The 23,795-nt window shown below is 67.6% G+C and carries 25 protein-coding genes, 1 tRNA gene and 1 riboswitch; of the genes, 11 read left to right on the forward strand and 15 right to left on the reverse strand.

Annotated features, from left to right (window positions below):
* The first annotated feature begins 23 nt into the window (after positions 1-23).
* Genes BLR03_RS15915 through BLR03_RS15925 form a run of 3 tightly spaced genes read left to right on the forward strand, consistent with a single transcriptional unit; the run spans position 24 to position 1,951 of the window.
* On the forward strand, positions 24-335 hold the full coding sequence (locus BLR03_RS15915; RefSeq protein WP_091254609.1) for a DUF1737 domain-containing protein: 312 nt from the start codon (positions 24-26) through the stop codon (positions 333-335).
* Positions 332-742, forward strand: a complete 411-nt coding sequence (locus BLR03_RS15920) for a rhodanese-like domain-containing protein (RefSeq protein ID WP_091254488.1) — start codon at positions 332-334, stop codon at positions 740-742. The genes BLR03_RS15915 and BLR03_RS15920 overlap by 4 nt, the downstream gene beginning before the upstream one ends.
* Positions 743-1,951, forward strand: a complete 1,209-nt coding sequence (locus tag BLR03_RS15925) for an O-succinylhomoserine sulfhydrylase (protein ID WP_091254489.1) — start codon at positions 743-745, stop codon at positions 1,949-1,951.
* Positions 1,952-2,060: 109 nt separating this feature from the next.
* On the opposite strand, the gene BLR03_RS15930 is transcribed toward BLR03_RS15925, so the two are convergent.
* From BLR03_RS15930 to BLR03_RS15950, 5 genes are all read right to left on the reverse strand, one after another.
* A complete protein-coding gene (locus BLR03_RS15930) occupies positions 2,061-3,248 on the reverse strand; it encodes a glutamate--cysteine ligase 2 (RefSeq protein ID WP_091254492.1) in 1,188 nt (395 codons plus the stop codon).
* A gap of 119 nt (positions 3,249-3,367) precedes the next feature.
* Complete coding sequence (locus BLR03_RS15935; RefSeq protein ID WP_091254494.1) at positions 3,368-4,891, reverse strand: UDP-N-acetylglucosamine 1-carboxyvinyltransferase; 1,524 nt, start codon at positions 4,889-4,891, stop codon at positions 3,368-3,370.
* 148 nt (positions 4,892-5,039) lie between these two features.
* The gene (locus BLR03_RS15940) at positions 5,040-5,843 is read right to left on the reverse strand and encodes an energy-coupling factor transporter transmembrane component T family protein (RefSeq protein WP_091254497.1); all 804 of its coding nucleotides are present in this window, start codon (positions 5,841-5,843) and stop codon (positions 5,040-5,042) included.
* Positions 5,840-7,441, reverse strand: a complete 1,602-nt coding sequence (locus BLR03_RS15945; RefSeq protein WP_091254500.1) for an ABC transporter ATP-binding protein — start codon at positions 7,439-7,441, stop codon at positions 5,840-5,842. The genes BLR03_RS15940 and BLR03_RS15945 overlap by 4 nt, the downstream gene beginning before the upstream one ends.
* 56 nt (positions 7,442-7,497) lie before the next feature.
* The gene (locus BLR03_RS15950) at positions 7,498-8,145 is read right to left on the reverse strand and encodes an ECF transporter S component (RefSeq protein WP_091254502.1); all 648 of its coding nucleotides are present in this window, start codon (positions 8,143-8,145) and stop codon (positions 7,498-7,500) included.
* 66 nt (positions 8,146-8,211) lie between these two features.
* Positions 8,212-8,355: riboswitch (TPP riboswitch) on the reverse strand.
* Between the two features lie 186 nt (positions 8,356-8,541).
* Between BLR03_RS15950 and BLR03_RS15955 the strand changes: the two genes are divergently transcribed.
* Positions 8,542-9,087: a heme-degrading domain-containing protein gene (locus BLR03_RS15955; protein ID WP_091254505.1), complete on the forward strand. Its 546-nt coding sequence runs from the start codon at positions 8,542-8,544 to the stop codon at positions 9,085-9,087.
* Here BLR03_RS15955 and BLR03_RS15960 read toward each other — a convergent pair.
* On the reverse strand, positions 9,084-9,563 hold the full coding sequence (locus BLR03_RS15960) for a hypothetical protein (RefSeq protein ID WP_091254508.1): 480 nt from the start codon (positions 9,561-9,563) through the stop codon (positions 9,084-9,086). The genes BLR03_RS15955 and BLR03_RS15960 overlap by 4 nt on opposite strands.
* Before the next feature lie 383 nt (positions 9,564-9,946).
* Here BLR03_RS15960 and BLR03_RS15965 point away from each other — a divergent pair, with 383 nt between their 5' ends.
* Positions 9,947-10,210 carry a DUF4235 domain-containing protein gene (locus BLR03_RS15965; protein WP_091254511.1) on the forward strand — a complete coding sequence of 88 codons (264 nt, stop codon included), beginning with the start codon at positions 9,947-9,949 and terminating at the stop codon, positions 10,208-10,210.
* A 23-nt stretch (positions 10,211-10,233) separates the two neighbouring features.
* Here the strand turns inward: BLR03_RS15965 and BLR03_RS15970 are convergent, their stop codons facing one another.
* From BLR03_RS15970 to BLR03_RS16000, 7 genes are all read right to left on the reverse strand, one after another.
* A complete protein-coding gene (locus BLR03_RS15970; protein WP_091254513.1) occupies positions 10,234-11,004 on the reverse strand; it encodes an ion transporter in 771 nt (256 codons plus the stop codon).
* A gap of 75 nt (positions 11,005-11,079) precedes the next feature.
* The gene (gene mnhG / locus BLR03_RS15975; protein WP_302846596.1) at positions 11,080-11,490 is read right to left on the reverse strand and encodes a monovalent cation/H(+) antiporter subunit G; all 411 of its coding nucleotides are present in this window, start codon (positions 11,488-11,490) and stop codon (positions 11,080-11,082) included.
* Positions 11,480-11,758, reverse strand: coding sequence for an MrpF/PhaF family protein (locus BLR03_RS15980; RefSeq protein WP_091254515.1), 279 nt, complete (start codon positions 11,756-11,758; stop codon positions 11,480-11,482). The genes mnhG and BLR03_RS15980 overlap by 11 nt, the downstream gene beginning before the upstream one ends.
* On the reverse strand, positions 11,755-12,300 hold the full coding sequence (locus BLR03_RS15985; protein WP_091254518.1) for a Na+/H+ antiporter subunit E: 546 nt from the start codon (positions 12,298-12,300) through the stop codon (positions 11,755-11,757). Before BLR03_RS15985 ends, BLR03_RS15980 begins: the two co-directional genes overlap by 4 nt.
* The gene (locus BLR03_RS15990; RefSeq protein WP_091254520.1) at positions 12,297-13,922 is read right to left on the reverse strand and encodes a Na+/H+ antiporter subunit D; all 1,626 of its coding nucleotides are present in this window, start codon (positions 13,920-13,922) and stop codon (positions 12,297-12,299) included. The genes BLR03_RS15985 and BLR03_RS15990 overlap by 4 nt, the downstream gene beginning before the upstream one ends.
* The gene (locus tag BLR03_RS15995; RefSeq protein ID WP_091254522.1) at positions 13,919-14,533 is read right to left on the reverse strand and encodes a Na(+)/H(+) antiporter subunit C; all 615 of its coding nucleotides are present in this window, start codon (positions 14,531-14,533) and stop codon (positions 13,919-13,921) included. Before BLR03_RS15995 ends, BLR03_RS15990 begins: the two co-directional genes overlap by 4 nt.
* Positions 14,530-17,568 (reverse strand): Na+/H+ antiporter subunit A, encoded by a 3,039-nt coding sequence (locus BLR03_RS16000; protein WP_091254525.1) that lies wholly within the window; start codon positions 17,566-17,568, stop codon positions 14,530-14,532. Before BLR03_RS16000 ends, BLR03_RS15995 begins: the two co-directional genes overlap by 4 nt.
* Before the next feature lie 203 nt (positions 17,569-17,771).
* Here BLR03_RS16000 and BLR03_RS16005 point away from each other — a divergent pair, with 203 nt between their 5' ends.
* Genes BLR03_RS16005 through BLR03_RS16015 form a run of 3 tightly spaced genes read left to right on the forward strand, consistent with a single transcriptional unit; the run spans position 17,772 to position 20,898 of the window.
* Positions 17,772-19,175, forward strand: a complete 1,404-nt coding sequence (locus tag BLR03_RS16005) for an MFS transporter (protein WP_091254527.1) — start codon at positions 17,772-17,774, stop codon at positions 19,173-19,175.
* 38 nt (positions 19,176-19,213) lie between these two features.
* Positions 19,214-19,696: a cation:proton antiporter regulatory subunit gene (locus BLR03_RS16010; RefSeq protein WP_091254529.1), complete on the forward strand. Its 483-nt coding sequence runs from the start codon at positions 19,214-19,216 to the stop codon at positions 19,694-19,696.
* A gap of 5 nt (positions 19,697-19,701) precedes the next feature.
* Positions 19,702-20,898 (forward strand): cation:proton antiporter, encoded by a 1,197-nt coding sequence (locus tag BLR03_RS16015; protein WP_091254531.1) that lies wholly within the window; start codon positions 19,702-19,704, stop codon positions 20,896-20,898.
* A 25-nt stretch (positions 20,899-20,923) separates the two neighbouring features.
* Here the strand turns inward: BLR03_RS16015 and dcd are convergent, their stop codons facing one another.
* Entirely contained in the window at positions 20,924-21,499 is a 576-nt protein-coding gene (gene dcd, locus BLR03_RS16020; RefSeq protein WP_091254534.1) for a dCTP deaminase, read from the reverse strand.
* 78 nt (positions 21,500-21,577) lie between these two features.
* Positions 21,578-22,024, reverse strand: a complete 447-nt coding sequence (locus BLR03_RS16025; RefSeq protein WP_091254536.1) for an SRPBCC family protein — start codon at positions 22,022-22,024, stop codon at positions 21,578-21,580.
* Between the two features lie 277 nt (positions 22,025-22,301).
* On the opposite strand from BLR03_RS16025, the gene BLR03_RS16030 reads away from it, so the two are divergent.
* The 3 genes from BLR03_RS16030 (at position 22,302) to BLR03_RS16035 (ending at position 23,792) form a co-directional block, all read left to right on the forward strand.
* A tRNA-Gly gene (locus BLR03_RS16030) sits at positions 22,302-22,375 on the forward strand.
* A 110-nt stretch (positions 22,376-22,485) separates the two neighbouring features.
* On the forward strand, positions 22,486-22,635 hold the full coding sequence (locus BLR03_RS24465) for a hypothetical protein (protein ID WP_018774018.1): 150 nt from the start codon (positions 22,486-22,488) through the stop codon (positions 22,633-22,635).
* Positions 22,632-23,792, forward strand: a complete 1,161-nt coding sequence (locus BLR03_RS16035; RefSeq protein WP_091254538.1) for a N(5)-(carboxyethyl)ornithine synthase — start codon at positions 22,632-22,634, stop codon at positions 23,790-23,792. The genes BLR03_RS24465 and BLR03_RS16035 overlap by 4 nt, the downstream gene beginning before the upstream one ends.
* Positions 23,793-23,795 lie beyond the last annotated feature (3 nt).

Below are 23,795 nucleotides of genomic sequence, written 5' to 3' on the forward strand. Positions count from 1 at the left end.
TGCCCGACACATCCATACCCGCCATACCCGGTACAACAGCCGCCCCCGGCACAGCCCCGGCCGCGGCTTCCACCGGCGAGGACAAGCTGGCCTACCGCCTGTTCACCGGCGCCGACGACCGCGACTTCTGTGAGCGCGTGTCGGCCGCCCTGGCCGAGGGCTATGTCCTGCACGGAAGCCCCGCCGCCACCTTCAACGGCAGCACCGTGATCGTGGCGCAGGCGCTGGTCCTGCCGGCCGCAATTGCGAGCGCGGACGCCGCGGTGGCCAACGCCGTCGATGAACTCGACAGTGACGAATTTGGTGCCGAAGACGCCTTCGAGGGCCACGCATGAGCTACGCCGGAGACCTCAGCCCGCACGAGGCGTGGGCCAAGCTGGAGGCCGGCGCCATCCTGGTGGACGTCCGGACCGAGGGCGAATGGGCCCACATCGGCATCCCGGATACGAAGGCCACGGACAACGATCCTCTCTTCATCCAGTGGACCCTCGCAGGCGGGGTGCCCAACCCGCACTTCGTGGAACAGCTCCAGCGCCAGGCCCCGGAGGACACCGCCGTCGAGCTCGTGTTCCTGTGCCGCTCCGGCGCCCGGTCGATTGCCGCCGCCACAGCCGCGACGCAGGCCGGCTACACCTCGTACAACGTCCTTGAGGGCTTCGAAGGCGAGACCGACCGCTTTGGCGAACGCACCGTCAACGGCTGGAAGAACCGCGGCCTGCCCACCAACCTCGGAAAGATTTAAGTGACTTTCAATCCCGACGCCGCCGGATGGGCGGCCGACACCCAGGCCGTCCGCGGAGGCCTTGACCGTACAGGCTTCCAGGAAACCGCCGAGCCGATCTTCCTCAACTCAGGATTCGTCTACGAGTCCGCGGCCGCTGCCGAGCGCGCCTTCACCGGGGAGGACGAGCGCTTCGTCTACTCCCGCTACGGCAACCCGTCCGTCGCAACCTTCCAGGAGCGGCTGCGGCTGCTCGAGGGCACCGAGGCATGTTTTGCGACGGCGTCCGGCATGTCCGCCGTCTTCACCGCCCTGGGCGCGCTGCTGGGGGCCGGCGACCGGGTGGTCGCCGCCCGCTCGCTTTTTGGCTCGTGCTTTGTGATCCTCAACGAGATCCTGCCGCGCTGGGGCGTCGAGACTGTGTTCGTGGACGGCCCGGACCTCGAGCAGTGGAAGTCGGCGCTGTCCGAGCCGACGACGGCGGTCTTCTTCGAATCGCCGTCGAACCCGATGCAGGAGATCGTGGATATCGCCGCCGTGAGCTCGCTGGCACACGCGGCCGGCGCCACGGTGGTGGTCGACAACGTCTTCGCCACCCCGCTGCTGCAGCGCTGCGGAGACCTCGGGGCGGACGTGATCGTCTACTCCGGCACCAAGCACATCGATGGCCAGGGGCGGGTGCTTGGCGGGGCGATCCTGGGCACCAAGGAATTCATCGACGGGCCCGTCAAGCAGCTCATGCGGCACACCGGACCGTCGCTCTCCGCGTTCAACGCCTGGGTCCTGACGAAGGGCCTGGAGACGATGGCGCTGCGCGTCAACCATTCCTCCGCCTCCGCCCTGCGGCTGGCCGGCTGGCTTGAGCAGCAGCCCGCGGTCAGCTGGGTCAAGTACCCGCTGCTGCCCTCCCACCCGCAGTACGATCTCGCGGCGAAGCAGATGAAGGCCGGCGGCACCGTGCTCACGCTGGAACTCTCGCCGTCCCCGGGCCGCACCGCCAAGGAGGCCGCCTTCGCGCTCCTGGATGCGCTGCGGATCATCGACATCTCCAACAACCTCGGCGACTCGAAGTCCCTCATCACACACCCGGCCACCACGACACACCGCGCCATGGGCCCGGAAGGCCGCGCGGCAATCGGGCTCAGCGACGGCGTGGTGCGGCTTTCGGTGGGCCTGGAGGACGTCGAGGACCTGATCCGCGACCTCGGCCAGGCGCTCAAGCAGGTCTAGGACCGCCTCCCTCCGCGAGTTTGCGGTTCGCGGTTCGCGGCAGTGTTGCCCGCACAGCACTGCCGCGAACCGCTGCCTTTGTACTGGTTTCGCGCTCGGCGGGTTCAGCTCAGCCCCGGCGCACCCGGCCCAGCGATGGCTCCGGCTCGGCCGGCTCTCCGGCGGCGTCCCCTTGCATGGTCACTTCGACGGCCCGTTCGACGACGGCAGCCAGCCCGCCGGCCCGGAACGGCTCCCGCTGCAGCTGCGAACCCGTCCCCTCCGCCAGGATCCGCTCGACGCCCGCGCGCACCAGGTCCAGCTCGCCCTGTTCCTCAAGGACCGGGGCCACGAAGTCCACGAGTGCCCGGACGACGTCCGCGGCCGGGGCAGGGGTGAAAGTTCCAAAGTCCAGGAGCTGCCCGCGCAGTCCGCAGTTGCTGGCCTGCCAGGCGGCCATGCGCAGCAGTAACGTGGGCACCGGGGCGGGTTCGACGCCGTCGTTCCATTCCCGCGACGCCGATTCCACGAGAGCGCGCACCAGCACGGCGATCAGCGCCGCATCGTCGGCCCGCAGGCAGACATCGGCGACCCTGACCTCCACGGTGGGATGCAGCCGGGCCAGCCGGGCATCGAAATAGATCATCCCTTCATCCATCAGGACATTGCTTTCCACCAGCCGGGTCACCAGCCGCCGGTAGACGGGCAGGCTGCCGAAGATCATGGTGGGGCCCGAGCCCGGCCAGCGGTTCCAGGCCTGGGTGCGGTAGCTTTCGAACCCTGTCTCTGCGCCGTTCCAGTACGGGGAATTCGCGCTGAGGGCGATCAGGACGGCAAGCTTGTCGCGGATCCGGTCCATCACGGCCACGCCCTCCTCCGGCGATTCCACAAAGGTGTGGACGTGGAGGCCGCAGGTCAGCTGGTTGCGGACCGTGAGCCCGAAGCGTTCCTGCATGGTCATGTACCGCTGATTCGGTGTGAGGTGCGTGGCGGCGCCTTGGGGCGAGGTGGCCAAGGCCGCGACTCGGCCGCCGTGCACGCGGGCGGCCTGGTCCGCCAAGGCACGGCCCTGCCTGAGCTGCCGAAGAAGTTCCCTATAGTCCAGGCACGGCCGGGTCTGGGTCTCAATCTGTTCGAGCTTGAGCTCGTAGCTGAAGTCGGCGCCGCCATCGTGGACCGGTTGCTGCCCCGGGAGAACCTGGGCGGCGTCCTGCTTCGGCGGGAGCAGGCTGGGCAGCATGAGGTCGGCGAGGGCAAGCAGCCGGCCCGATTCCGGGTCGACTATCAGCAGTTCTTCCTCCACGCCGAAGGTGCGCATAAATCTATTGTGCGTCAGGATCCGCCGACACGCCCTACACCAACCCGGAGTCGCTTCGCGCCCATACCCCCTGCGGACGGGCGCGATCTGACCCCGCGTTGCTTGGGGTCAGCCTGGGATCAGTCTTGGAAATACTCGATCTTCGCGCCGATGGTGTTGAGCCGTTCGGCCAGATCCTCGTAGCCGCGCTCAATGACGTAGATGTTCCGCAGTTCCGAGACGCCGCGGGCCGCGAGCATGGCCAACAGCAGGCAGGCCGCGGGGCGCAGGGCCGGCGGGCAGCCCACCTCGGCGGCACGCCACTTGGTGGGCCCGTTGACGTAGATCCGGTGCGGATCGAGCAGCTGCACCTGGGCGCCCAGCTTGTTCAGCTCGGTCAGGTAGATGGCCCGGTTCTCGTAGACCCAGTCGTGGATCATAGTCTGGCCGTGGGCGTTGGCCGCAATCACGGCGAAGAAGGGCAGATTGTCGATGTTCAGGCCAGGGAAGGGCATGGGGTGGATCTTGTCCTCCGGCGCCCGCAGTTCCGAAGGCTTGGTGGTGACGTCCACCAGGCGGGTGCGGCCGTTGCGGGCAAAGTACTCCCCGGACACCTCGAGCCGCTGGCCCATCTGTTCCAGGGTCGCCAGCTCAATTTCCATGAACTCGATCGGGACGCGGCGGATAGTGACTTCCGAGTTCGTCACGATGCCGGCGGTGATGAGGCTCATCGCCTCGATCGGGTCCTCGGAGGGGAAGTATTCGATGTCGACGTCGATCGACGGGCGGCCGGTGATCTTCAACGTGGTGGTGCCGACGCCGTCGATCTCCACCCCGAGCATCTGCAGGTAGAAGCAGAGGTCCTGCACCATGTAGTTGGGGCTGGCGTTGCGGATGATGGTGGTGCCGCGGCGGTGCGCGGCGGCCATGATGGCGTTCTCGGTGACGGTGTCACCGCGTTCGCTGAGCACGAAGGAGCGGTCGTGGCTGTCCGACGGCGGCGCCTGGACCGCGTAGAACCCGGACTTCGCGTCCACGCTGAGCCCGAACTGGCTTAGGGCCTGCATGTGCGGCTGCACGGTGCGAGTGCCGAGGTCGCAGCCGCCGGCGTAGGGCAGCCGGTAGGTGTCGGCCTCGTCCAGCAGCGGGCCCAGGAGCATGATGACGCTACGGGTGCGGCGGGCCGCCTCCACATCCATGGATGCGAGGTCCAGGACAGCGGGGCGGCGGATCTGGAGGTCGTTCGCGTTGAGCCAGGTGCATTCGACGCCGATGCTGGTCAGCACCTCGACGATCCGGTTGACTTCCTCGATCCGGGCCAGCCGGCGCAGGGTGGTGGTGCCGCGGTTGATGAGGCTGGCGCACAAAAGGGCGACGCCGGCATTCTTGCTGCTGTTGACGTCCACCGCGCCGGAGAGCGTGCGACCGCCTTCGACCCGGAGGTGGGTCATCTGGGGCCGGCCCACTTTGACGATGCTGTGCCCGACGATCGTCTCCAGGCGCTGGATCATCTTCAGGCTCAGGTTCTGCTTACCCTGCTCCATCCGGGCGATGGCGCTCTGGCTGGTGCCGAGCTCGGCGGCGAGTTGTCCCTGGGTCCAGCCCTTGTCCCCGCGGGCCTCGCGGAGCAGGAGGCCGACGTGTTCAGCAGTCTGTTGAGTCATGTCCCGAAAATATCACGCATGATCTACCACATCCGGCAATTGCCGCCGGAATGGCGCCAATCTCACACGCCTACCCGCATCATGCGATAACCGGCGCGTCGGACGCGCCCGACGGCGGAGGCTGGCGACGCGCCGGACGCTGCCCCGGCTACTGGCGGGTGAGGAAGACGAGGTTCCAGGTGCCCGTGCCGAGGGCCGCCGCAACGGCGGCTGCCGCAATGCCCAGCCCGCCCAAAAGCACCCAGACGTCGAGTCCGCTGAACGTGGACGGCCTGGCCCAGGTCCGCGCCGCGCCGCCGAACCCGCGGGCCTCCATGGTCACCGCGAGCCGGGAGGCGCTCCGGATCGCCTGCACCAGCAAGCCGAAGCTTTGGCCCATGGTGGCGCGGAAGCGCTGGTAGGGGTTGCCGCTTGAGCCCACGCCGCGGGCGCGCCGGGCCATCCCGATGGTCTGCCATTGCTCGGCCATGATCCCCACGAGCCGCATGGCGGCCAAGGTGCCCAGGACGAACCGGTGCGGCAGTTTCGCGTTCTGGGCCAGTGCGTCGGCAAGGTCCGTGGGGTCGGTGCAGCTCATCAGCAGCACCGCGGGCAGGGCGATCGCGAGCCCGCGGAGCATGAAGCTGATCCCGAGCTGCAGGGAGCCGGCGCTGATGGACCAGATCCCGGCGTCGAACAGGACGGCTCCGGCGTCGTGCGCCAGGATGGCGGTGCTCCAGCCGCCGAGCGCCGCCGCGAGGATCAGCGGCCAGCCGCGCTGCCACAGCAGGGCAACGGTCAGCCCGGCCAGCGGCAAGAGCATCAGTTCGAAGGCCAGCGCCACCGACGCCGAGACCCAGTCGATGGACAGCGCCAGCACCAGGGTGACCATGGTGACCGCCGTGAACTTCGCGAGGGGGTTGGCGCGGGTCAGCAGCGCATGGTTGCCGCGTACGCTCAGTTCATCCCTCATGATGCGGCCGCCTCCGGCAGCTCCCGGTCCGGGCCGGCGGCGGTGTCCCGGCCGTGGAGGCGCAGTTCGGTGCCGCCAAGGACGGCGCTGAATTCGGCGTCGTGCGTCACGGAGACGACGGCGGTGCCGGCGTCGAGAAGTTCAGAGAGGAACGAGGCAAGCTCGGCCCATGTGTTTGCGTCCTGGCCGAACGTGGGCTCGTCCAGGACCAGTACCTGCGGGTGCGCCGCCAGCACGGTGGCCACCGAGAGGCGCCGTTTCTCGCCGCCCGAGAGCGTGTAGGGGTTGGCGTCCACGAGCTCCGTCAGCCGCAGCCGCTCCAGGAGCTCGTCCACACGGTCCTCGCCGTAGCCGAGGTGGCGGGGCCCGAACATGAGTTCGTCGTGGACCCTGCCGGTGACGAACTGGTGCTCGGGTTCCTGGAACACGGTCCCGATCCTGGCGATCAGTTGCTGGGCTTTCCACCGGTATGGGTCGGTCCCGGCGCCATCGCCTACGCGACCATTGGCGCAACCACTGAGTTCCGTCGTGGCAGAGACCGTTCCCGCCACGGGGCGCAGGAGGCCGGCGAGCGTCAGTGCCAGGGTCGACTTCCCCGAACCGTTCTGCCCGGTGATGGTCAGGGCCTCTCCGGCGCGGACCCGGGCCGTGATCCCGGATTGCACGGGGCGCGGCGCAATCGTGCGGAAACCCTCGCGCAGTCCGGCCCGCCGCGGCCGCTCGCGGGACACCGCGAGGGCGTTCGACGAGAGCAGGAGGTGCCCGGAGGCCGGGGCGGTCCGGGTGCGTGTTGCGGGCACGTAGCCGGGCACCCAGACGCCCGCACCGATGAGCATGTCCCGCGCCTCGGCCAGGACCTGGTCCGGCGGCCCGTCAATCAGGACCGCGGAGTCCGTGGCGGACCCGGGCTGCAGCACCACGATCCGGTCCACGAGGTCCTTCCAGACCGCCACCCGGTGCTCCACCACCACCAGGGTGGCGCCGGTCTTGTCCAGGCAGCGGCCAACGGCATCGCGGACTTCCAGAACGCCGGCGGGATCCAGGTTGGCGGTTGGCTCGTCGAGCAGCAGCAACCCCGGCCGCATCGCGAGGATCCCGGCGAGCGCCAGGCGCTGCTTTTGGCCGCCGGACAGCGCCGATGTCGGGTGGTTCAGCGGCAGCCTGCCCAGCCCGACGTCGTCGAGCGCCTCGCGCACCCGCGGCCAGATCTCCCCGGCCGGGACGGAGAGGTTTTCGGCGCCGAAGGCGACGTCGTCGCCGAGGCGCGAGAGCACCACCTGGGTTTCCGGGTCCTGCTGCACGAGCCCGGCGCGGCCGCGCTGCGCCCGGGGCGCAGCGCCGTCGATCAGCAGGCTGCCGGTCTCGTCGGATTCTTCGGCGTCGCCGGCCTCTCCCGCCGCGCCGTCTCCGAGCACACCCGCCAGCGCATGTAGCAGAGTTGATTTGCCGGCGCCGGACGGGCCCAGCAGGAGCACGCGCTCCCCCGGCTGGATGTCCAGGTCAAGTCCGCTGACCGCGGGCCGGGGCCTTCCGGCGTGCCGCCAGCCCCAGCCGCGGGCCGTGACGGCGGCCGGGCGGACGCCTGGTGAAGATGTCATGAGTCGCCTGTGCAATTCCAAGAGGGCCGTTCCGGAGTGGGGTTCAGGAACGTGGTTCAGGAGAAGACAGGCTCCGTGGCGGCTTTGCGGGAGGCAAAGGAGCCCAGCACGCCGGTCTTGGCCAGTCCGCGGGTGGCGAGCCAGGACAGTCCGCCGGCGATCACGGCGCCGGAGATGGTGGTGAAGACGATGTAGGCGAGCTTGTCGCCGGCTTCGTAGGCAATGTTCCAGCCCCACGGCAGGAAGGAGTCGTTCAGGCCGCAGAAGAGGCCCGCGCCGGCTCCGGCCAGCAGGGACACCGGGAGGTTGAACTTCTTGTAGAGGAAGGCCGCGAACACCAGTTCCGCGCCGAGGCCCTGCAGGACCCCGGAGATCAGGACCGTGGTGCCGTACTGCGAGCCCATGATGAGCTCGCCCGTGGCCGCCACCGTCTCGCAGAAGAGGGCTGCACCGGGCTTGCGGATGATGAGCATGCCGAGCACTGCCGGGATCATCCATCCGCCGGCGTAGAGTCCGCTGAGCGGCGGGTAGATGGCGTTGACGGGGGTGGAAATCAGGTTCGCGCCCTGATCCCAGGCCCAGAAGATGACGCCCCCGGCGACGGCGATCAGGGCGGCCACCACGATGTCCACCACACGCCAGTTGTAGGTGCGCCGGGCCGATGAACGGCTGCTGGAACCATGCTGTGCTGAAATATCTGTCATGTCGTCCTCCTGAGGAACAGGAGGGGAGGGTGCTACGGCCGGCCTCGGCTTCCGCCGCCCTCCGCGCACCCTGAGAACTCGACTCCCTTGCGCCGGTACTAACCGGATCAGGTTCGAGGGTCTGCGGCTGTCCGCACTCTCAGCGCCCACCACTGGTTTCCCCGGACTATTCCGGCGATACCCGACGGCGGCGCTCCCCTGTCGTAATTTTTTCGCCCTTGTGGGCTGGCTCAGTTTACACCCGAACGGCCCGGGTTTTCAGTGGTGTGCTGTCACAATCCGGGGCCTGGCCCAGGCGCTCCCCGCAGCCGGGAAGAACCGCTTGGTAGAGTCGACCTGTCGGCCCCCGGACCCGCGAGCGGGCGGCCTTGTCGCCCACCGGAAAGCTGGACCATTTTGACGCACACACCGGCCACACCCGATCCCTCCGCCGAGTACGACCCGGACTCGAGCGAGCCGCAACCGCACGGTTCCCTGGCGGCGCTCATCGGCCGTGTGCTGGCCGAAATGGATGCGCTCCAGTTCTCGTCGTTCAGCAAGGACAATGCCCTGGACCTCGGGCTGCTCCTGGTTGAGCTGGGCAGGCAACGCTCGCTACCCATCGCCGTCGACATCACCAAGGGGGAGCAGGTGCTCTTCCACGCGGCGCTGGACGGCGCCACCCCGGACAACGAACGCTGGATCAACGCCAAGAAGCGCACGGCACAGCGCTATGAGGTCCCGTCCCTGCTGGTGGGCCTCCGGGCCCGCGCTGCCGGCGGAAGGATCGAGGAGAACGCCTGGTTCGATCAGATGGAGTTCGCCGCCCACGGCGGAGCGTTCCCCATCTACGTGCGCGGCACCGGGGCCGTGGCCGTCGTGACTGTCTCCGGGCTGCCGCAGAAGGCGGACCACGACCTCGTGGTCGAGGCTTTACGGACGGTCCTCACCCCGGGAGCTTAGGCGGCGGCGCCGCCCGCGCGCGGCGTCCTCCGGGACAGCCGGATCAGCGCAATCCCCACTGCCGTGAACCAGGCCCACATCAGGATGCCGTACACCAGGTAGAGCTCCGGAACGGCGAAACGGAGTGCCTCCGCCACCACGCCAACCGCGCCCGCGGCCACCCCGAGCCAGGCCACCGCGCGGGGCAGCACGCCCTTGAGCATGGTCAGCGAGATCAGCAGGATGCCGAGCGCGGACAGGGCGCCGACGGCGGCGGGCGTGTTGTTCTCGGCGATCACCGCCTCCGCCGCGGCGGCATAGCGGAGCCGGGCATCGGCCCCGGCGGTGCTGATCGCGTTCGCGTAGCTGTCACTGAGATTGACCAGGATCATCGATCCGCGGCTCGTGACCGGAACGGCCAGGAACAGCGCCCACGGCAGGGCGCCGATCACCGTGGCCATGAGGGCCAGGCTCTTGTTGAGCGGGGAGAGTGCCACGAAGAGGGTCCCGAATACCAGAACCGGAAGAATGAAGGGGCACGGTCCACAGGAGTTGTTCGACGACGTAGACGGCCTTGTGCCGGGCGATGAACTCGAGGGTTTCGGCGCCCCCGTGGATCGGTGGTGGGGCAACGGCGTCCAGAACCACTGCCACGAACGCGACGGCGGAGATCGCGGCCCAAAAGTAGAGCTGCCGCCAGCTCTGGCTGTCCGCCGCGGCGCCCCGGGCATGGCCGAGCGGTTGGGTCTGGGGCTGTTTCATGCTCGAAAGTACGTCCGGCGGGCGCCGTCAAACAGGGGCGTTGGCCCTGTCTGGATGCCCGGGCAAGGAACGCTAGGCTAGGGGCAGCCCTGTTTCCTCTCCCAAGGAGTTACGAAGAATGAGCCTCGTCATCAAACTGCTCGGCGCCGGCGTCAGCCTGCTGGCCGGTTATGTCGGCACCAAGGTCGTTGACACCGTCTGGGAGAAGGCCACCGGCAACAAGCCGCCCAAGGGCCACGACGACGACGTCCCCACTACGCTGCGCACGGCCCTGACCTTCGCCCTGATCTCTGCCTCGGTCAGCGCCGTCATCCAGGTGCTCGCCAACCGCGGCACCCAGCGCGCGATCACCCGCTTCGCCAAGACCCAGGACATCGTCTAACCAGGGCGTTTCAATGACGTTCACTAGCTCGGATCGACGAGCAGCTTTCTGATCTCGGTGAGCTTGGCTTCGGACTCTTCGAGGCGCAGGCGGAGTCCTTCGACCGTTGCGCTGGTGTCGGCCGACTCAACGGGCTCCGGCTCCTTCTTCTTGGGAGACAGGAAGAAGTTGGCCAGGTAACCGGTGAATGTGCCGAAGATGCCGACGCCGATGACGATGATGCCTGCCCCGATGGTACGGCCCGCATCGGTGACCGGATACTGGTCGCCGTATCCAACTGTCGAGATCGTGACGATCGTGTACCAGATGGCGCCCGAGGTAGTCGTGATGTTGGCCCCCGGGGCGCCCTGCTCGACGCGGAGTATCGAGAGGCTTCCGAATTCCAGCACGAAAACGCCCATGAGCAGCAGTATGTACAAGGAGCTGCCGGCCCGATCCTTGCTCAGCGCGCGGCCGATCGTGCCGATGCCGACATCGCGGAGCAGGCGGTACACCCGGATCAGCCGGAAGATGCGCAGGATCTTGAATTGTTCGAAAGGCATGCTGGCCAAGAGATCGGCCCAGCCGAAGTGCTTGAAGACATAGGCGCCCGGCGATGGCGCGGTGACGACCCGGTACATGAAGTCGGCAAGGAAGATCACGCTGAAAACGGCGTTCATCACCGTGAGCACGGTGTCGAGCGACTTATCCTGCACAACATACAAGAGCACGAGATTGATGATCGACAGGATCGAAAGGATACCGATGAAGATCTCATATCCGATGCTCTTCAGTTCACTGCGTTCCTTGGTCATGTGAGGATTCTGGCACGTAAGCGGCTGCGTAGCCGACACTTCTTTCTCCGGGGCCCAGCGTGGGTCGCCCCACGCTCAACGGCGGGCCTCGCCGTCGTCCGTTCCGTGCTGGTCCGCCGCCTGCCGGGCCGCCTGCTGGGCCGCCTTCTGAACGACGGCCTCGAGTTCGTCGGCGCTCAGCAGTTCCGGGTGCAGGTGCTTGGTGCGGTAGCCGGCCCGCCCCACCATGTGGGCTGATACGGGGACGGTGAGCAGCTGGAAGAGCCAGGCCACCACCAGGACGGGCCACACCCACCAGGTGCGCATCTGCAGGCCAAGGGCCGCCAGGAGCAGGAACAGGCCCAGGACCTGCGGTTTGGTGGCGGCGTGCATCCTGCTCATGAGGTCCGGGAACCGCAGCAGGCCGACGGCCGCGCCGAGGGACATCAGGGCGCCGACCACCATGAAGACGGCAGAGACGGCGTCGATCACTGTTTCAGGATTCACGGACGTTCTCCTTCCTGTCGGCCACGAACCGGGCCACGGTGACCGAGCCGACGAACCCGATGAGGGAAATCGCCACCAGCAGCATCAGGTTGTTCAGGTGCCGGTTGACGGCCATGTCGATGCACAGGGCCGCACCGAAGATGGCCAGGAGCACGTCGGCTGCCAGCACCCGGTCCAGCAGCGACGGGCCCCGCGCGATCCGGATGATCGCCCCCGCAGCCGCCAGGGAAAGTACGACGGCTGTCACCGTCAGGACGATCTGCATCATGCGGCGGCCTCCTGGGCAAGGGCGGACAGTTCCGCTTTGGTCCCCATGATCCGGATCAGCCCGGCCTCGGTGTCGCGGACTTCCTTGCGCAGCTTGGCCGCGTCCTGGGCGTTGCGGACGTTGATGCCGTGGATGTAAAGGGTGGACGTGGACCTGTCCACCTCCACCACGAGGGATCCGGGAATCAGCGAGATCACGTGCCCGGTGGCCGTCACCAGGACGTCCGAATGGCTCCGCAGCGGCACGGCGACGATTGCGCTGACCACGTCCGGGCCGCGGACCACGGCGAGGTAGAGGACCTGGAAGCTGGCCGCGACGACTTTCCCGAGGAAGACGATGGCGAAGGGGACGGCGCGGAGCACGTTGAAGCGGCCGCCGAGTTCCACCGGGGGCAGGTAGAAAACCCGCGCCACAACCACAGCGATGAGGGCGCCGAAGAGGAGGTTGCCGGGGCTGAAGTTCTGCCACAGGGCACCCCAGACAAACACGAGCCACACCAGCAGCGGCAGTTCCTGCCGCAGGGAGATCCTTTTCCGGGTCATTTCCCGCCGCCCTGCTGCTGGCCGGGCCGGACCGCCGACGGCACGGGCGGGACCGGGGCGTCCTCGCCAAGCACGGCGTGGATGTAGGCGGACCGGTCCAGCATCTCGTGGGCGGACTGGTCCGCGACCTTGAACAACGGCCCGGCAAAGACGGTCAGAGCCACGCCAAAGAGCACCAGGCCCAGGGTGGAGCCCACCATGGTGCGTGGCAGGAGGGTCACGTTGGTCCTGCCGGCCCGGTCTCCGGTCGCGGAATCCTCCGGTGCGGCCAGGAGCACCGGATCGGGGTGTTCCGCGTCCTCGGGCTTGCGCCAGAACGCCCGGTTCCAGACCCTTGCGATCGCCAGCAGGGTCAGCAGGCTGGTCAGCACTCCCCCGATCACCAGGGCGTAGGCCAGCGGCGTCCCGAGTTCGATGCCCGCCTGCAGGAGTCCCAGTTTGCCCAGGAAGCCCGAGAACGGCGGGATGCCGGCCAGGTTCATGGCCGGAATGAAGAACAGCACGCCCAGGACCGGGGAGAGCTTGGCCAGCCCGGCGACGCGGTCCATGGAAGAACTGCCGCCCCGGCGTTCAATCAAGCCGGTCACCAGGAACAGGCTGGTCTGGATGGTGATGTGGTGGGCCACGTAGAAGACCGCGGCGCCGAGGCCGGCCACCGTGGACATGGCCAGGCCGAACACCATGTAGCCGATGTGGCTGACCAGGGTGAAGGACAGGAGTCGCTTGATGTCGCTTTGGGCCAGGGCGCCGAGGATTCCCACCACCATGGTCAGCAGCGCCGCGACCATGAGCGGGGCGTTGAGTGCATCCCCCGGGAAGAGCAGCGTCTCCGTGCGGACCATGGCGTAGACACCCACCTTGGTCAGCAGCCCGGCAAACACTGCGGTGACGGGGGCCGGCGCGGTGGGATAGGAGTCGGGGAGCCAGAAGGACAGCGGGAAGACGGCGGCTTTGATGCCGAAGGCCACCAGGAGCATGACGTGCAGCAGCGTCCGGGTGCCCTGGTCCAGGTCGCCGAGCTTGATGGCGAGGTCCGCCATGTTGATGGTTCCGGTGGCGCCGTAGATCATGGCGATCGCGATCAGGAACAGCACCGAGGACACCACGGAGACCACCACGTAGGTCACGCCGGCCCGGATGCGCGGGCCCGTGCCGCCGAGGGTGATGAGTACGTAACTGGCGGTCAGCAGGATCTCAAAGCCGACGTAGAGGTTGAAGAGGTCTCCGGAGAGGAAGGCGTTGGACACCCCGGCGACGAGGATCAGGTAGGTCGGGTGGAAGATCGAGACCGGCGCGTCGCGGTCGCCGTCGGCCATGCCCTGTCCGGTTGCGTAGATCAGCACGGCAAGGCTCACGGCCGAGGACACCACGAGCATGAGCGAGGAGAACTGGTCCACCACCAGCACGATCCCCCAGGGCGGCATCCACCCGCCGATATTCACCGCGGCCGTCCCGCCCTCCCAAACGGAGGCCAGCAGCCCGCATTCCAGCAGCAGGGTCAGGGTCAGGATGGCGATGCTGACGGCCCGCTGGGCCCGGGGGTGGCGGATCAGCAGGAACGTCAGGGCGGCGCCCAGGATGGGGAGTACGACGGCGAGCGGGGCAAAGCTGGCGATGTTCACTGTCCGCCTCCTTCCGGTCTGGGGTCGACGTTCAGGGAGCCGGGCTGTTCTTCGGAGGCGGCCTGTTCGGCCCGCACCGGGCGGTCGCCGGACATGACCGCGGCAGCACCGCTTCCCTGGCTGGAACCGGATCCGGGACCCGGTCCTCCACCGACAGGGGTGTTCACCAGCCCGGCGCCGTCGGAGCCGATCATCGCCAGCGGAAACTCCGAGGTCTCGACCGGAATCACGGAATCGTCCTCGGCGTCGAAGCTCGGGGTTTCCGCGACGCGGCGGTCCTCGGAGTCGTCCTGGATTTCATCCTGGCGGGCCAGGACCCAGGTCCGGTAGATGATGCCCAGCATGAACGCCGTGACGGCGAAGGAGATCACGATCGAGGTCAGGATCAGGGCCTGCGGGAGGGGGTCGCTGTAGTCCCCGGCGGGGGTGTTCTTGTCGAAGATCGGCGCCAGTCCGGCGTACCCGCCGGTGGCGAGGATCAGGAGGTTGGTGGCGTTGGCCAACAGCATGAGGCCCAGCAGGACCCGGGTGAGGCTGCGTTCAAGGATGAGATAGATGCCGCAGGCATACAGGGACCCCATGACCGTCAGCAGGGTCAGATTGACGTTCATGCTTTCCCCCTGGCTGTCGTTTCCGCGTCGGCTGTTTCGGCCGTGAGACCGCCCTCATCGTCATCGGACGGAGCATCGTCGGACGGCCCTTCGTCGGATGACTCGGGCTGTTCCTCGAAGTGCTCGTCGATTTCGGCCCCCAGACTGCGCAGCACGTCCAGGGCCAGGCCGACCACGACGACGTACACGCCGATGTCGAAGATGGTCGAGGTGACGAACTTGATGTCGCCGAACACCGGCAGCCACAGTTCCACGATGGCGCTCTGGAACACCTGTCCGCCCAGCAGCAGTGGCGTCATTCCGGCGGCCGCGGCGGTGGCCAGGCCGATTCCCAGCAGGGTACCGGCGCCGACCGGCGTGGCTTCGCGCAGTTCGAAGCGTCCGCCGGCGAGGTAGCGGATGGTCAGGGCGAGTCCGGCCGTGAGGCCGCCGGCGAAGCCGCCGCCGGGCAGGTTGTGGCCGGCGAGCAGCAGGTAGATGGAGAACACGATCATGGAGTGGAAGATCAGGCGGGTGACCACCTCGAAGATGATCGAGCGGCGTTCGGGGGCCAGAGTCCGGCCGGCCACCAGCCAGGCGTCCCGGGTGGCGGCAGCGAACCGACGGTTCATGGCCAGGGCGGCATCGTCCCGGGTGCTGCCCCGGGCCCCGGTCCACCGGCCGACGGTCCCTTCCGCGACTGTGGCGGCCGTCCGGATGCGGTCGCCGCGGCCCCGGACGAAGATGAGGCTGGCCACGCCGGTGGCGGCCAGGGCCAGGACGGAGATCTCGCCAAAGGTGTCCCAGGCGCGGATATCCACGAGGGTCACGTTGACGACGTTGAGGCCGCCGCCGCCCTCGTAGGCGAGCTGCGGGAACTGCAGGGAGACCGGCTCGGCCACGCGGGCGCCGAGGGCATAGATGGCCACGAAGATCATCGTGGCGCCGAACGCCAGGCCGATCACCACGCGGATGACCCGGTATTTCCCGCCGGTGCGGTCCCGCAGCGCCGCGGGGAGGCTCCGCATGGCCAGCACGAACGCCACTAGAATGATCGTTTCGACCAGCATCTGGGTCAGCGCGAGGTCAGGGGCGCCCTGCAGCGCGAACATCAGGGCAATGCCGTAGCCGGTGACGGACACCATCAGGACGGCCAGGAACCGCTTGTTGGCGCGGACCGCGGCGAGCGCGCCGATCACGACCCCCGCACCGGCCACCAACTGCAGCGGCGAGCCCGGATCGATGACATAGAGTCCGCGAGGGAGCGGCTTGTTGGCCACGAGCAGCGCCGTCAGCGGCAGGACGAACGCCACGGTCAGGATGACGGAGAGGTAGAAGAACAGCGAGCCTCGCTGGGTCCGGCCGGTGACCCAGACGGCGGTGTCGTCCAGCGCGCCGATCGTCTGCTGGTACGCGCGGTCGGCGTCGATCCAGCCCGGCACCAGGGCCTGCAGCCGGGCCACGGCGTTGCGGCCGTAGAACATGGCCAGGCCCAGGGCGAACGTCGCCGCAGTCAGTCCCAGGGCGGGGGTGATGCCGTGCCACAGCGCCAGGTGCCCGGGCGAGGAGCCGGAGCCGTCCACAAAAAGCTCCGCATAGGGCTGGATCCAGCCGTCCACGGGGGCGGGCCACAGGCCGTACAGGATCGTGAGGAGGCTCAGGATTGCCGGTGCGGCAAGGAAGGCGGGTTTGATCGGTTTGAATGCAGTGGGCTCCACACCGGGCTTGACGGCGAAGGCGCCCCACATGAAGCGGGCGCTGTAGGCGAAGGTCAGGACGGAGCCGAGGACCACGCCTCCCAGCAGCCAGGGCCCGGTCCCGGACTCCGAGCTGTACTGGATGAAGGCCTCGAACACCGATTCCTTGGCGACGTAGCCGGCCAGCGGGGGTACGCCCGCCATCGAGGCCGCGCCGATCGCCGCTACGATCGCCAGTGCCCGGGCCGAGCCGTAGACGCCGGAGAGCTTGCGGATGTCCCGTGTCCCCGTCTGGTGGTCGATGATGCCCACCACCAGGAACAGCGTGGCCTTGAACAATCCGTGCGCCAGGAGCAGGGCGAGTCCGGCGAGCGCCGCGTCGGGAGTGCCGAGGCCCACCACCATGGTCAGGAAGCCCAGCTGGCTCACGGTGCCGTAGGCGAGGATGAGTTTGATGTCGGTTTGCCGGAGTGCCCGGTAGCCGCCGACCAGCAAGGTCGCCAGGCCCAGGCCCAGCACGATCGGCAGCCACGGCGGGATCCCGGCGAACCCGGGGGCGAGCCGGGCCACCAGGTAGATCCCGGCCTTCACCATGGCCGCTGCGTGCAGGTAGGCGCTCACGGGCGTGGGGGCGGCCATCGCGCCGGGGAGCCAGAAGTGGAACGGAACCAGGGCGGATTTGGTGATCGCACCGATCAGGATCAGCACGACGGCGGCGCTCACGGCGCCTGCCGCGGGGCCGGTGACGAGCGCGGGGGCCATGTCCAGAATGGCCTGGATCCGGTATGTTCCGGCCGTCGACCCCAGGATGATGAGCCCCACGAGCATGGCCAGGCCGCCGGCAGTGGTCACCACGAGCGCCTGCAGCGCCGAGCGCCGGGCGGACAGCCTGGTGCGGGCGTAGCCGATCAGCAGGTAGGACAGCACCGTGGTCAGTTCCCAGAAGATGAACATCAGCAGGAGGTCATCGGCGGTGACGAGGCCGAACATGGCACCGGCGAAGGCCAGGAGTTGGGCCCCGAACCCGCCGAGGTAGTCGTCCTTGTTCTTGAAATACCGGGCGCAATAGACCAGCACCAGCGCTCCGACCCCAAGGACCAGCAGGGACATGACCCAGGCCAGTGCGTCCATCCGGAACGCGAGTTCCAGCTGGAGGGCGGGAACCCAAGGGATCGCCTCGGCGATTGCGCTGTCTGAAGAGACTGCACCCGAATAAACGGCGTCGTGCTGCAGGAGCAACCAGATAAAGGAGGCCGCGGGAACCGCGGCCAGCGCATAGAACGAATTCCTGCCGAACTTTCGGAACAGCAGCGGGGCCACGACAGCCACCGCAAAGTGCACGGCAAGGACTGTGATCACTGGTGTCTCCGCAACGTCAGAAATTCGATTGTCAGCAAGTTAGGGCAGGCGGTTCATTTGTTAGGTTCGGTGCGGACAGTTTACCAAGCGTGTACAAATTCTTTTGGCAGGGACGCCGGCCGCTGAGTAATTCGTAGCAAAAGCCGCCGGGGACTCCCGCGGGGGACAGTCCGAGGGTGTCCGCGGCGGCTACCATTCTGGCTATGAACACTGCCGCCGCCCCCGAAGCCATGCGACCGTCGTCGGAACTGGAAGCGGGAAGTCCCGTCTCGCACAAGGGTCGGATCCTCGCGTGGGCGTCATGGGACTGGGGCTCGGCAGCCTTCAATGCCGTCATGACAACGTTCGTTTTCACCGTCTACCTGACCTCCAAGGCCTTCGGCGGCGAAGACCAAGCCTCGGCGGTCCTGGGCGCCGCGCTGGCCGTTGCCGGCGTGGCCATCGCCTTGCTGGCCCCCGTCACCGGGCAGCGCTCGGACACCGGGGGCCGGCGCAAACTGTGGCTGGGGGTCAACACGGCCGCCGTCGCGGTCCTGACCGGGCTGTGTTTCTTCGTCTTCCCGCGGCCGGAATTCCTGCTTCTCGGCGTGACGCTGATTGCGCTGGGCAACGTCTTCTTCGAATTCGCGGGGGTTAACTACAACGCCATGCTCGCGCAGATTTCCACCCCGCGGAACATCGGCAAGGTCAGCGGCTTCGGCTGGGGCATGGGGTACCTCGGCGGCATTGTGGCGCTGCTGATAGTGCTCCAGCTCTTTGTCCAGCCCAGCTTCGACTGGTTTGGCGCCTCCACCGCGGACAGCCTCAACATCAGGCTTGTGGCAGTGTTTTCGGCCCTGTGGTTCTTCATTTTCGCCTTGCCCGTGCTCTTCGCCGTGCCGGAGTTGCCGCGCGCCGGGCGGGGCGCGCGGCTGGGCTTCTTCGCCTCCTACGGCCTGCTGGTCCGGCGCATCAAGGCGATCTACCGGACCAGCCCGCACACCATCTACTTCCTCCTCGCAAGCGCCATCTTCCGGGACGGCCTGGCCGCCGTGTTCACCTTCGGCGGCGTGATCGCGGCCGGAACCTTTGGCTTCGAACTCAAGGACGTTATCTTCTTCGCGATCTTCGGAAATGTCGTGGCGGCCGTCGGGGCAGTTTTCGGTGGCTTCCTGGATGACAGGATCGGACCGAAGGCGGTGATTATCGCGTCCCTGGCCGGCCTGCTGCTCGCGGGCACCGCCATCCTGGTGCTCGGCAACGGAAGCTACGAATTCCTCGGCCTGGCCTGGGCCGGCACCACCACCTTCTGGATCTTCGGCCTCTTCCTGTGCCTCTTCGTGGGACCGGCCCAGTCGTCCTCCCGCGCGTACCTCGCCCGGCTCGCCCCGCACGGGGAATCCGGCGAGCTCTTCGGGCTCTACGCCACCACAGGCCGGGCTGTGAGTTTCCTTGCCCCGGCCCTTTTTACCCTGTGCATCACCGTCGCCACCCCCCTCGTGGCCACCGGCGAGGCCCAGCGTTGGGGCATCCTGGGCATCATGGTGGTGCTGCTTGCGGGCCTGCTCGTCCTCCTGCCGGTCAAGGCCCCGGACAGGACCGAAATCGCGGTCGTCCCCGCGGTCTGAGGCGTCCGAATTTCCGGTTCGCGCACTAGGCTGAAGATATGAACGTGGATGAGACGGACCTCCCCGGCCTCGGCCGGCGCAAGGACTTCATGACTGCCTCGGGACGCCGGATCGGCGTGGTCGAATACCGTGAAGGCCAAACGGAACTCATCGTCTCGACCTGGGACGATCCTGATACCTGCCAGGCTTCCATTCCGCTGACCGCGGACGAGGCCGCCGCCCTGGGCAACCTCCTGGGTGGCCAGCGCCTCGCCATGCAGCTCTCCGAAGCCCACAGGGAAGTCCCGGGGATCGTTACGCGCCAGTTCTCAATCAGTGCCGAATCCCCCTTCCACAACCAGCCGATGGGAAAGGCCTGCATCCGGACCCGCAGCGGCGTCTCAATCGTGGCCATCATGCGCGAGGGTGAGGTCCTCCCCTCTCCTGGGCCCGACGTCGTCCTCCACCCCGGCGACCTCCTCGTCGCAGTGGGAACACAAGAAGGCCTGGACACGGCGGCCAGCATTCTTCGCAACGGATAAGCGGGATGGATCCGCTCGCGCTGACCCTGATCGAGCTGGGGGCTGTCGTCTTCTGTCTCGGCCTGCTGGCCAGACTGGCCGGGCGGATCGGCATGTCCCCTATTCCGCTCTACCTGGTGGGCGGTCTGTTCTTCGGCGCCGGAGGCCTCGTCAAGCTCGAAGGCATGCACGAGTTCGCCCATCTTTCCGGCGAGATCGGCGTCATCCTCCTGCTGCTTATGCTGGGCCTGGAATATACGGCGGCCGAGCTCGTCACCGGGCTGCGGCGGTCCTGGCAGGCCGGCGTCCTGGACCTTCTGCTCAATTTCCTGCCCGGCGCAGGGCTCGCCCTGATGCTGGGATGGGGCGTCGTGGGAGCCATGGTGATGGGTGGCGTGACGTACATTTCATCGTCCGGGATCGCCGCGAAGGTCATCACCGATCTTGGCCGGATCGGCAACAGGGAAACCCCGGTGGTCCTCGCCATCCTGGTGTTCGAGGACCTCGCCATGGCCGTGTACCTCCCGATCCTGACCGCCACACTGGCCGGAGTGAGTTTCCTCATGGGCTTGCAGACCGTGGGCATCTCCCTCGCCGTCGTCACCCTGGTCCTGGTGGTGGCCCTGCGGCACGGCCACCACGTGTCCAAAGCCGTGCACAGTGAGAACTCCGAGGTCTTCCTGCTCAATCTGCTCGGTGCTGCGCTGCTGGTGGCGGGGCTCGCGGCCGCCATGCAGGTCTCCGCGGCAGTAGGCGCATTCATGCTCGGCATCGCGATTTCCGGCGCCACGGCCCACAACGCCACCCGCATCCTGGAGCCGCTACGGGACCTCTTCGCCGCGATCTTCTTTGTCGTCTTTGGACTCAACACGGACCCGCGGTCCATCCCGCCCGTCCTGGGCTGGGCGCTGTTGCTGGCCCTGGTGACCGCAGCCACCAAGATGATTACCGGATTCTGGGCGGCCAAGCGGGCCGGCATTGGAATTCCCGGCCGCTTCCGCGCGGGGGCCGCCCTGATCGCGCGCGGCGAATTCTCCATTGTCATCGCCGGCCTCGCCGTTGCCTCGGGTGTGGTGCCCGGGGATTTGGCGGCCCTCGCCACGGCCTATGTTCTGATCATGGCGATCGCGGGGCCGCTGGCCGCCCGTTTCGTTGAGCCGGTCGTCCGGCTGCTGCGCCGCCCCGTCCGGCGCCCGGCTGTCCGGACATCGGGGCAAGCGTGAGCCTGAGACTGCGCCGGAAACGGCCTTAAATGTCGGTGCGGTGGAAATTCAGGTGGCTGCGGCTGGCCGTCGGACCCCGCTGGCCCTGGTAGCGGTTGCCGTACTCCCCCGAGCCGTAAGGGTGCTCCGCGGCCGAGGAAAGCCGGAAGAAGCACAACTGGCCGATCTTCATGCCGGGCCACAGCTTGATGGGCAGCGTGGCCATGTTGGACAGCTCCAGCGTGACGTGGCCGGAGAACCCGGGGTCGATGAATCCCGCCGTCGAGTGCGTCAGGAGACCGAGCCGGCCGAGCGAGGACTTGCCCTCGAGTCGGGCCGCAATGTCATCCGGCAGCGTCACGGTCTCGTAGGTGGAGCCCAGGACGAACTCGCCCGGGTGCAGGATGAACGGCTCACCGGATTCCACCTCCACCAGGCGGGTCAGCTCGGGCTGCTCCTCGGCCGGATCAATGTGGGCGTACTTGTGGTTGTCGAACAGCCGGAAGAACTTGTCGATCCTGACGTCCACCGAGGACGGTTGGACCATCGCCGGGTCGAACGGTTCCAGGACAATCCGCTGGGAGTCGATTTCGGTTCGAATGTCGCGGTCAGAGATCAGCACAGGTTCAAAAATACCGCACTGGGCCTAGCCCGGCTTCACGGACCGGCACGGACGCCGAGTGTTACTTCCCCGGCCCGTCTATTCCGCGCCGGGCATATGTTCCAGGATCGACTTGAGCCGGTCGAGCTGGCCGACCTCAGCCTTCATCCGACGGCGCAACGGGTTGGTCAGCCGCGCCAGGAGTCCTTTGGGCTCGCACTTCAGCGCGAAGCGGACGCGTGTGCCGGGGCCTTCTGTGCTGAGGTAGTAGCCGCCGTGCGGCCGGGCCGGGCCGGCGATGACCTGGTACTGGATTTCCGCGCCCGGCCGCGCCTCGACGATTTCGAAATCCGCGGCCACTGGGCGTCCGCCCGGTCCGGCGATGGTCTGCCGGTACACGGCGCCTTTGGCGCCGGCCGCACCGGAAAGCAGCTCCACGCTCCGGACCCCGTCCCGCCACAGCGGCAGGTGGCCAGGGTCAATGAGGTAGTTATAGACGCTCATGGCATCGCGGTGGATAACGACGTCGTACTCTGCAAATGCCACGGAAATCCTTGCTCGGCGGACGGCTGATGGGCGTAGCCCGCTTCCCCGGAACTGCAGCTAACCATTTCAGGATAGACAGCACGGGCCACCGCACCGGGTCCTGTGACGGGCTTTCGCCCAAGAGTGTCCGAACAGTTATGGGACGTGACGGCCAGCGATCCGGCCACCTATCCGCCAACGCGCGGACGTGGCGTGTTCAACCTCGCCGCCAGACTGGGGTAATGTAAATCTCGTTGTTTCACCGGGGCAAAAGTCCAGCACTTTGGACAGTCCCACTGCGGCTGTAGCTCAATGGTAGAGCGCTAGCTTCCCAAGCTTGATACGCGGGTTCGATTCCCGTCAGCCGCTCCAATCCTCTCTTTCGCGTCCGGCGCTGCGCCGTCCCGCTCCGGCCTCCCATTAGGTTCCTACCTGTATCGTCAGAAGTCAGGAACCTCTTCGGTTCCGCTACAGGAGCAATCATGGCTGACAAGTCCCCCCGTCAAGCAGCATCCAAGAAATCCGGCAAATCCATCAAGGAAAAGCGCGCTGACAAGAGGGCCGCCTCAGCGCCGGCCAGCTCCCTCGACAAAGTGACCGCCGCCAAGACGGCGAGCCCCAAAAAGAAGTGACCGGATCCCCGAACCGCCTCACCCTCGGCATCCTCGCCAGCACACGAAAACCCGACGAGCGGCGCCTTCCCATCCATCCCCTGCACCTGGACCGCATCGCGCCGGAAATCCGGGAGCAGCTGATCCTTGAGGAAGGCTACGGCGAGCGTTTCGGCGTGTCGGACGAGCACCTCGCGTCCCTCGTGGGGCGCATCGCCCCGCGCCGGCAGCTGCTGGCCGACGCCGACGTCGTCCTCCTGCCCAAGCCGCAGCCCGAAGACCTTGCCGAACTCCGCGACGGTCAGGTCCTCTGGGGCTGGCCGCACTGCGTCCAGGACCGGGCCATCACCCAGCTGGCGATCGATAAGAAACTCACGCTCATCGCCTTCGAGGCCATGAACCACTGGGCCAGCGACGGCGGCTTCGGCCTGCATGTCTTCCACAAGAACAACGAGCTCGCCGGCTACTGCTCCGTGCTGCATTCCCTGGCCCTGACCGGGTCCACCGGGGACTACGGCCGCCGGCTGAGCGCCGTCGTGATCGGCTTCGGCGCAACGGCCCGCGGCGCCGTAACTGCCCTGAACGCCCACGGCGTCCACGACGTGCAGGTGCTGACCAACCGCGGTGTCGCCGCGGTGGGCTCGCCCATCCACTCCGTCCGGATCGCGCAGTTCGACCACGACAGCAACGCGCCGTACCTCAGCGAGGTCATCACCGAGCGCGGGCGCGTGCCGCTGGCACCGTTCCTCGCCGAGAGCGACATCGTGGTCAACTGCACCCTGCAGGACCCCAACGCGCCGCTGACCTACCTGCGCACCGAGGACCTGGCCGCTTTCCGGCCCGGCAGCCTGATCGTGGACGTGTCCTGCGACGAGGGCATGGGGTTCAGCTGGGCGAAAACCACCTCCTTCGCCGAGCCGACGTTCAAGGTCGGGGACCACATCGACTACTACGCGGTGGACCACAGCCCGTCCTACCTCTGGGATTCCTCCAGCTGGGAGATCAGCGAGGCCCTGCTGCCGTTCCTCGAGACCGTGATCACCGGCCCCGAGGCCTGGACCGCGAACGAGACCATCCGCCGTGCGATCGAAATCCGCGACGGCGTCGTCCAGAACCCGGATGTGCTGCAGTTCCAGCACCGGGAGACGGACTACCCGCACGTGCCGCTGGCCGGATAGCGG

The sequence above is a fragment of the Arthrobacter sp. ok909 genome, from assembly GCF_900104405.1.
GTDB lineage: Bacteria > Actinomycetota > Actinomycetes > Actinomycetales > Micrococcaceae > Arthrobacter > Arthrobacter humicola.

What these genes read in the sequence shown, in the direction of transcription:
- BLR03_RS16005 (WP_091254527.1), top strand. Translation starts at nt 17,772, where the DNA reads ATGAACACTGCCGCCGCCCCCGAAGCCATGCGACCGTCGTCGGAACTG.
- BLR03_RS15945 (WP_091254500.1), bottom strand. Translation starts at nt 7,441, where the DNA reads ATGACATCTTCACCAGGCGTCCGCCCGGCCGCCGTCACGGCCCGCGGC.
- BLR03_RS15940 (WP_091254497.1), bottom strand. Translation starts at nt 5,843, where the DNA reads ATGAGGGATGAACTGAGCGTACGCGGCAACCATGCGCTGCTGACCCGC.
- BLR03_RS15995 (WP_091254522.1), bottom strand. Translation starts at nt 14,533, where the DNA reads ATGAACGTCAATCTGACCCTGCTGACGGTCATGGGGTCCCTGTATGCC.
- BLR03_RS15950 (WP_091254502.1), bottom strand. Translation starts at nt 8,145, where the DNA reads ATGACAGATATTTCAGCACAGCATGGTTCCAGCAGCCGTTCATCGGCC.
- BLR03_RS15970 (WP_091254513.1), bottom strand. Translation starts at nt 11,004, where the DNA reads ATGACCAAGGAACGCAGTGAACTGAAGAGCATCGGATATGAGATCTTC.
- BLR03_RS15930 (WP_091254492.1), bottom strand. Translation starts at nt 3,248, where the DNA reads ATGCGCACCTTCGGCGTGGAGGAAGAACTGCTGATAGTCGACCCGGAA.
- BLR03_RS24465 (WP_018774018.1), top strand. Translation starts at nt 22,486, where the DNA reads ATGGCTGACAAGTCCCCCCGTCAAGCAGCATCCAAGAAATCCGGCAAA.
- BLR03_RS15920 (WP_091254488.1), top strand. Translation starts at nt 332, where the DNA reads ATGAGCTACGCCGGAGACCTCAGCCCGCACGAGGCGTGGGCCAAGCTG.
- BLR03_RS16015 (WP_091254531.1), top strand. Translation starts at nt 19,702, where the DNA reads ATGGATCCGCTCGCGCTGACCCTGATCGAGCTGGGGGCTGTCGTCTTC.
- BLR03_RS15980 (WP_091254515.1), bottom strand. Translation starts at nt 11,758, where the DNA reads ATGATGCAGATCGTCCTGACGGTGACAGCCGTCGTACTTTCCCTGGCG.
- BLR03_RS15965 (WP_091254511.1), top strand. Translation starts at nt 9,947, where the DNA reads ATGAGCCTCGTCATCAAACTGCTCGGCGCCGGCGTCAGCCTGCTGGCC.
- BLR03_RS16010 (WP_091254529.1), top strand. Translation starts at nt 19,214, where the DNA reads ATGAACGTGGATGAGACGGACCTCCCCGGCCTCGGCCGGCGCAAGGAC.
- BLR03_RS15935 (WP_091254494.1), bottom strand. Translation starts at nt 4,891, where the DNA reads ATGACTCAACAGACTGCTGAACACGTCGGCCTCCTGCTCCGCGAGGCC.
- BLR03_RS15985 (WP_091254518.1), bottom strand. Translation starts at nt 12,300, where the DNA reads ATGACCCGGAAAAGGATCTCCCTGCGGCAGGAACTGCCGCTGCTGGTG.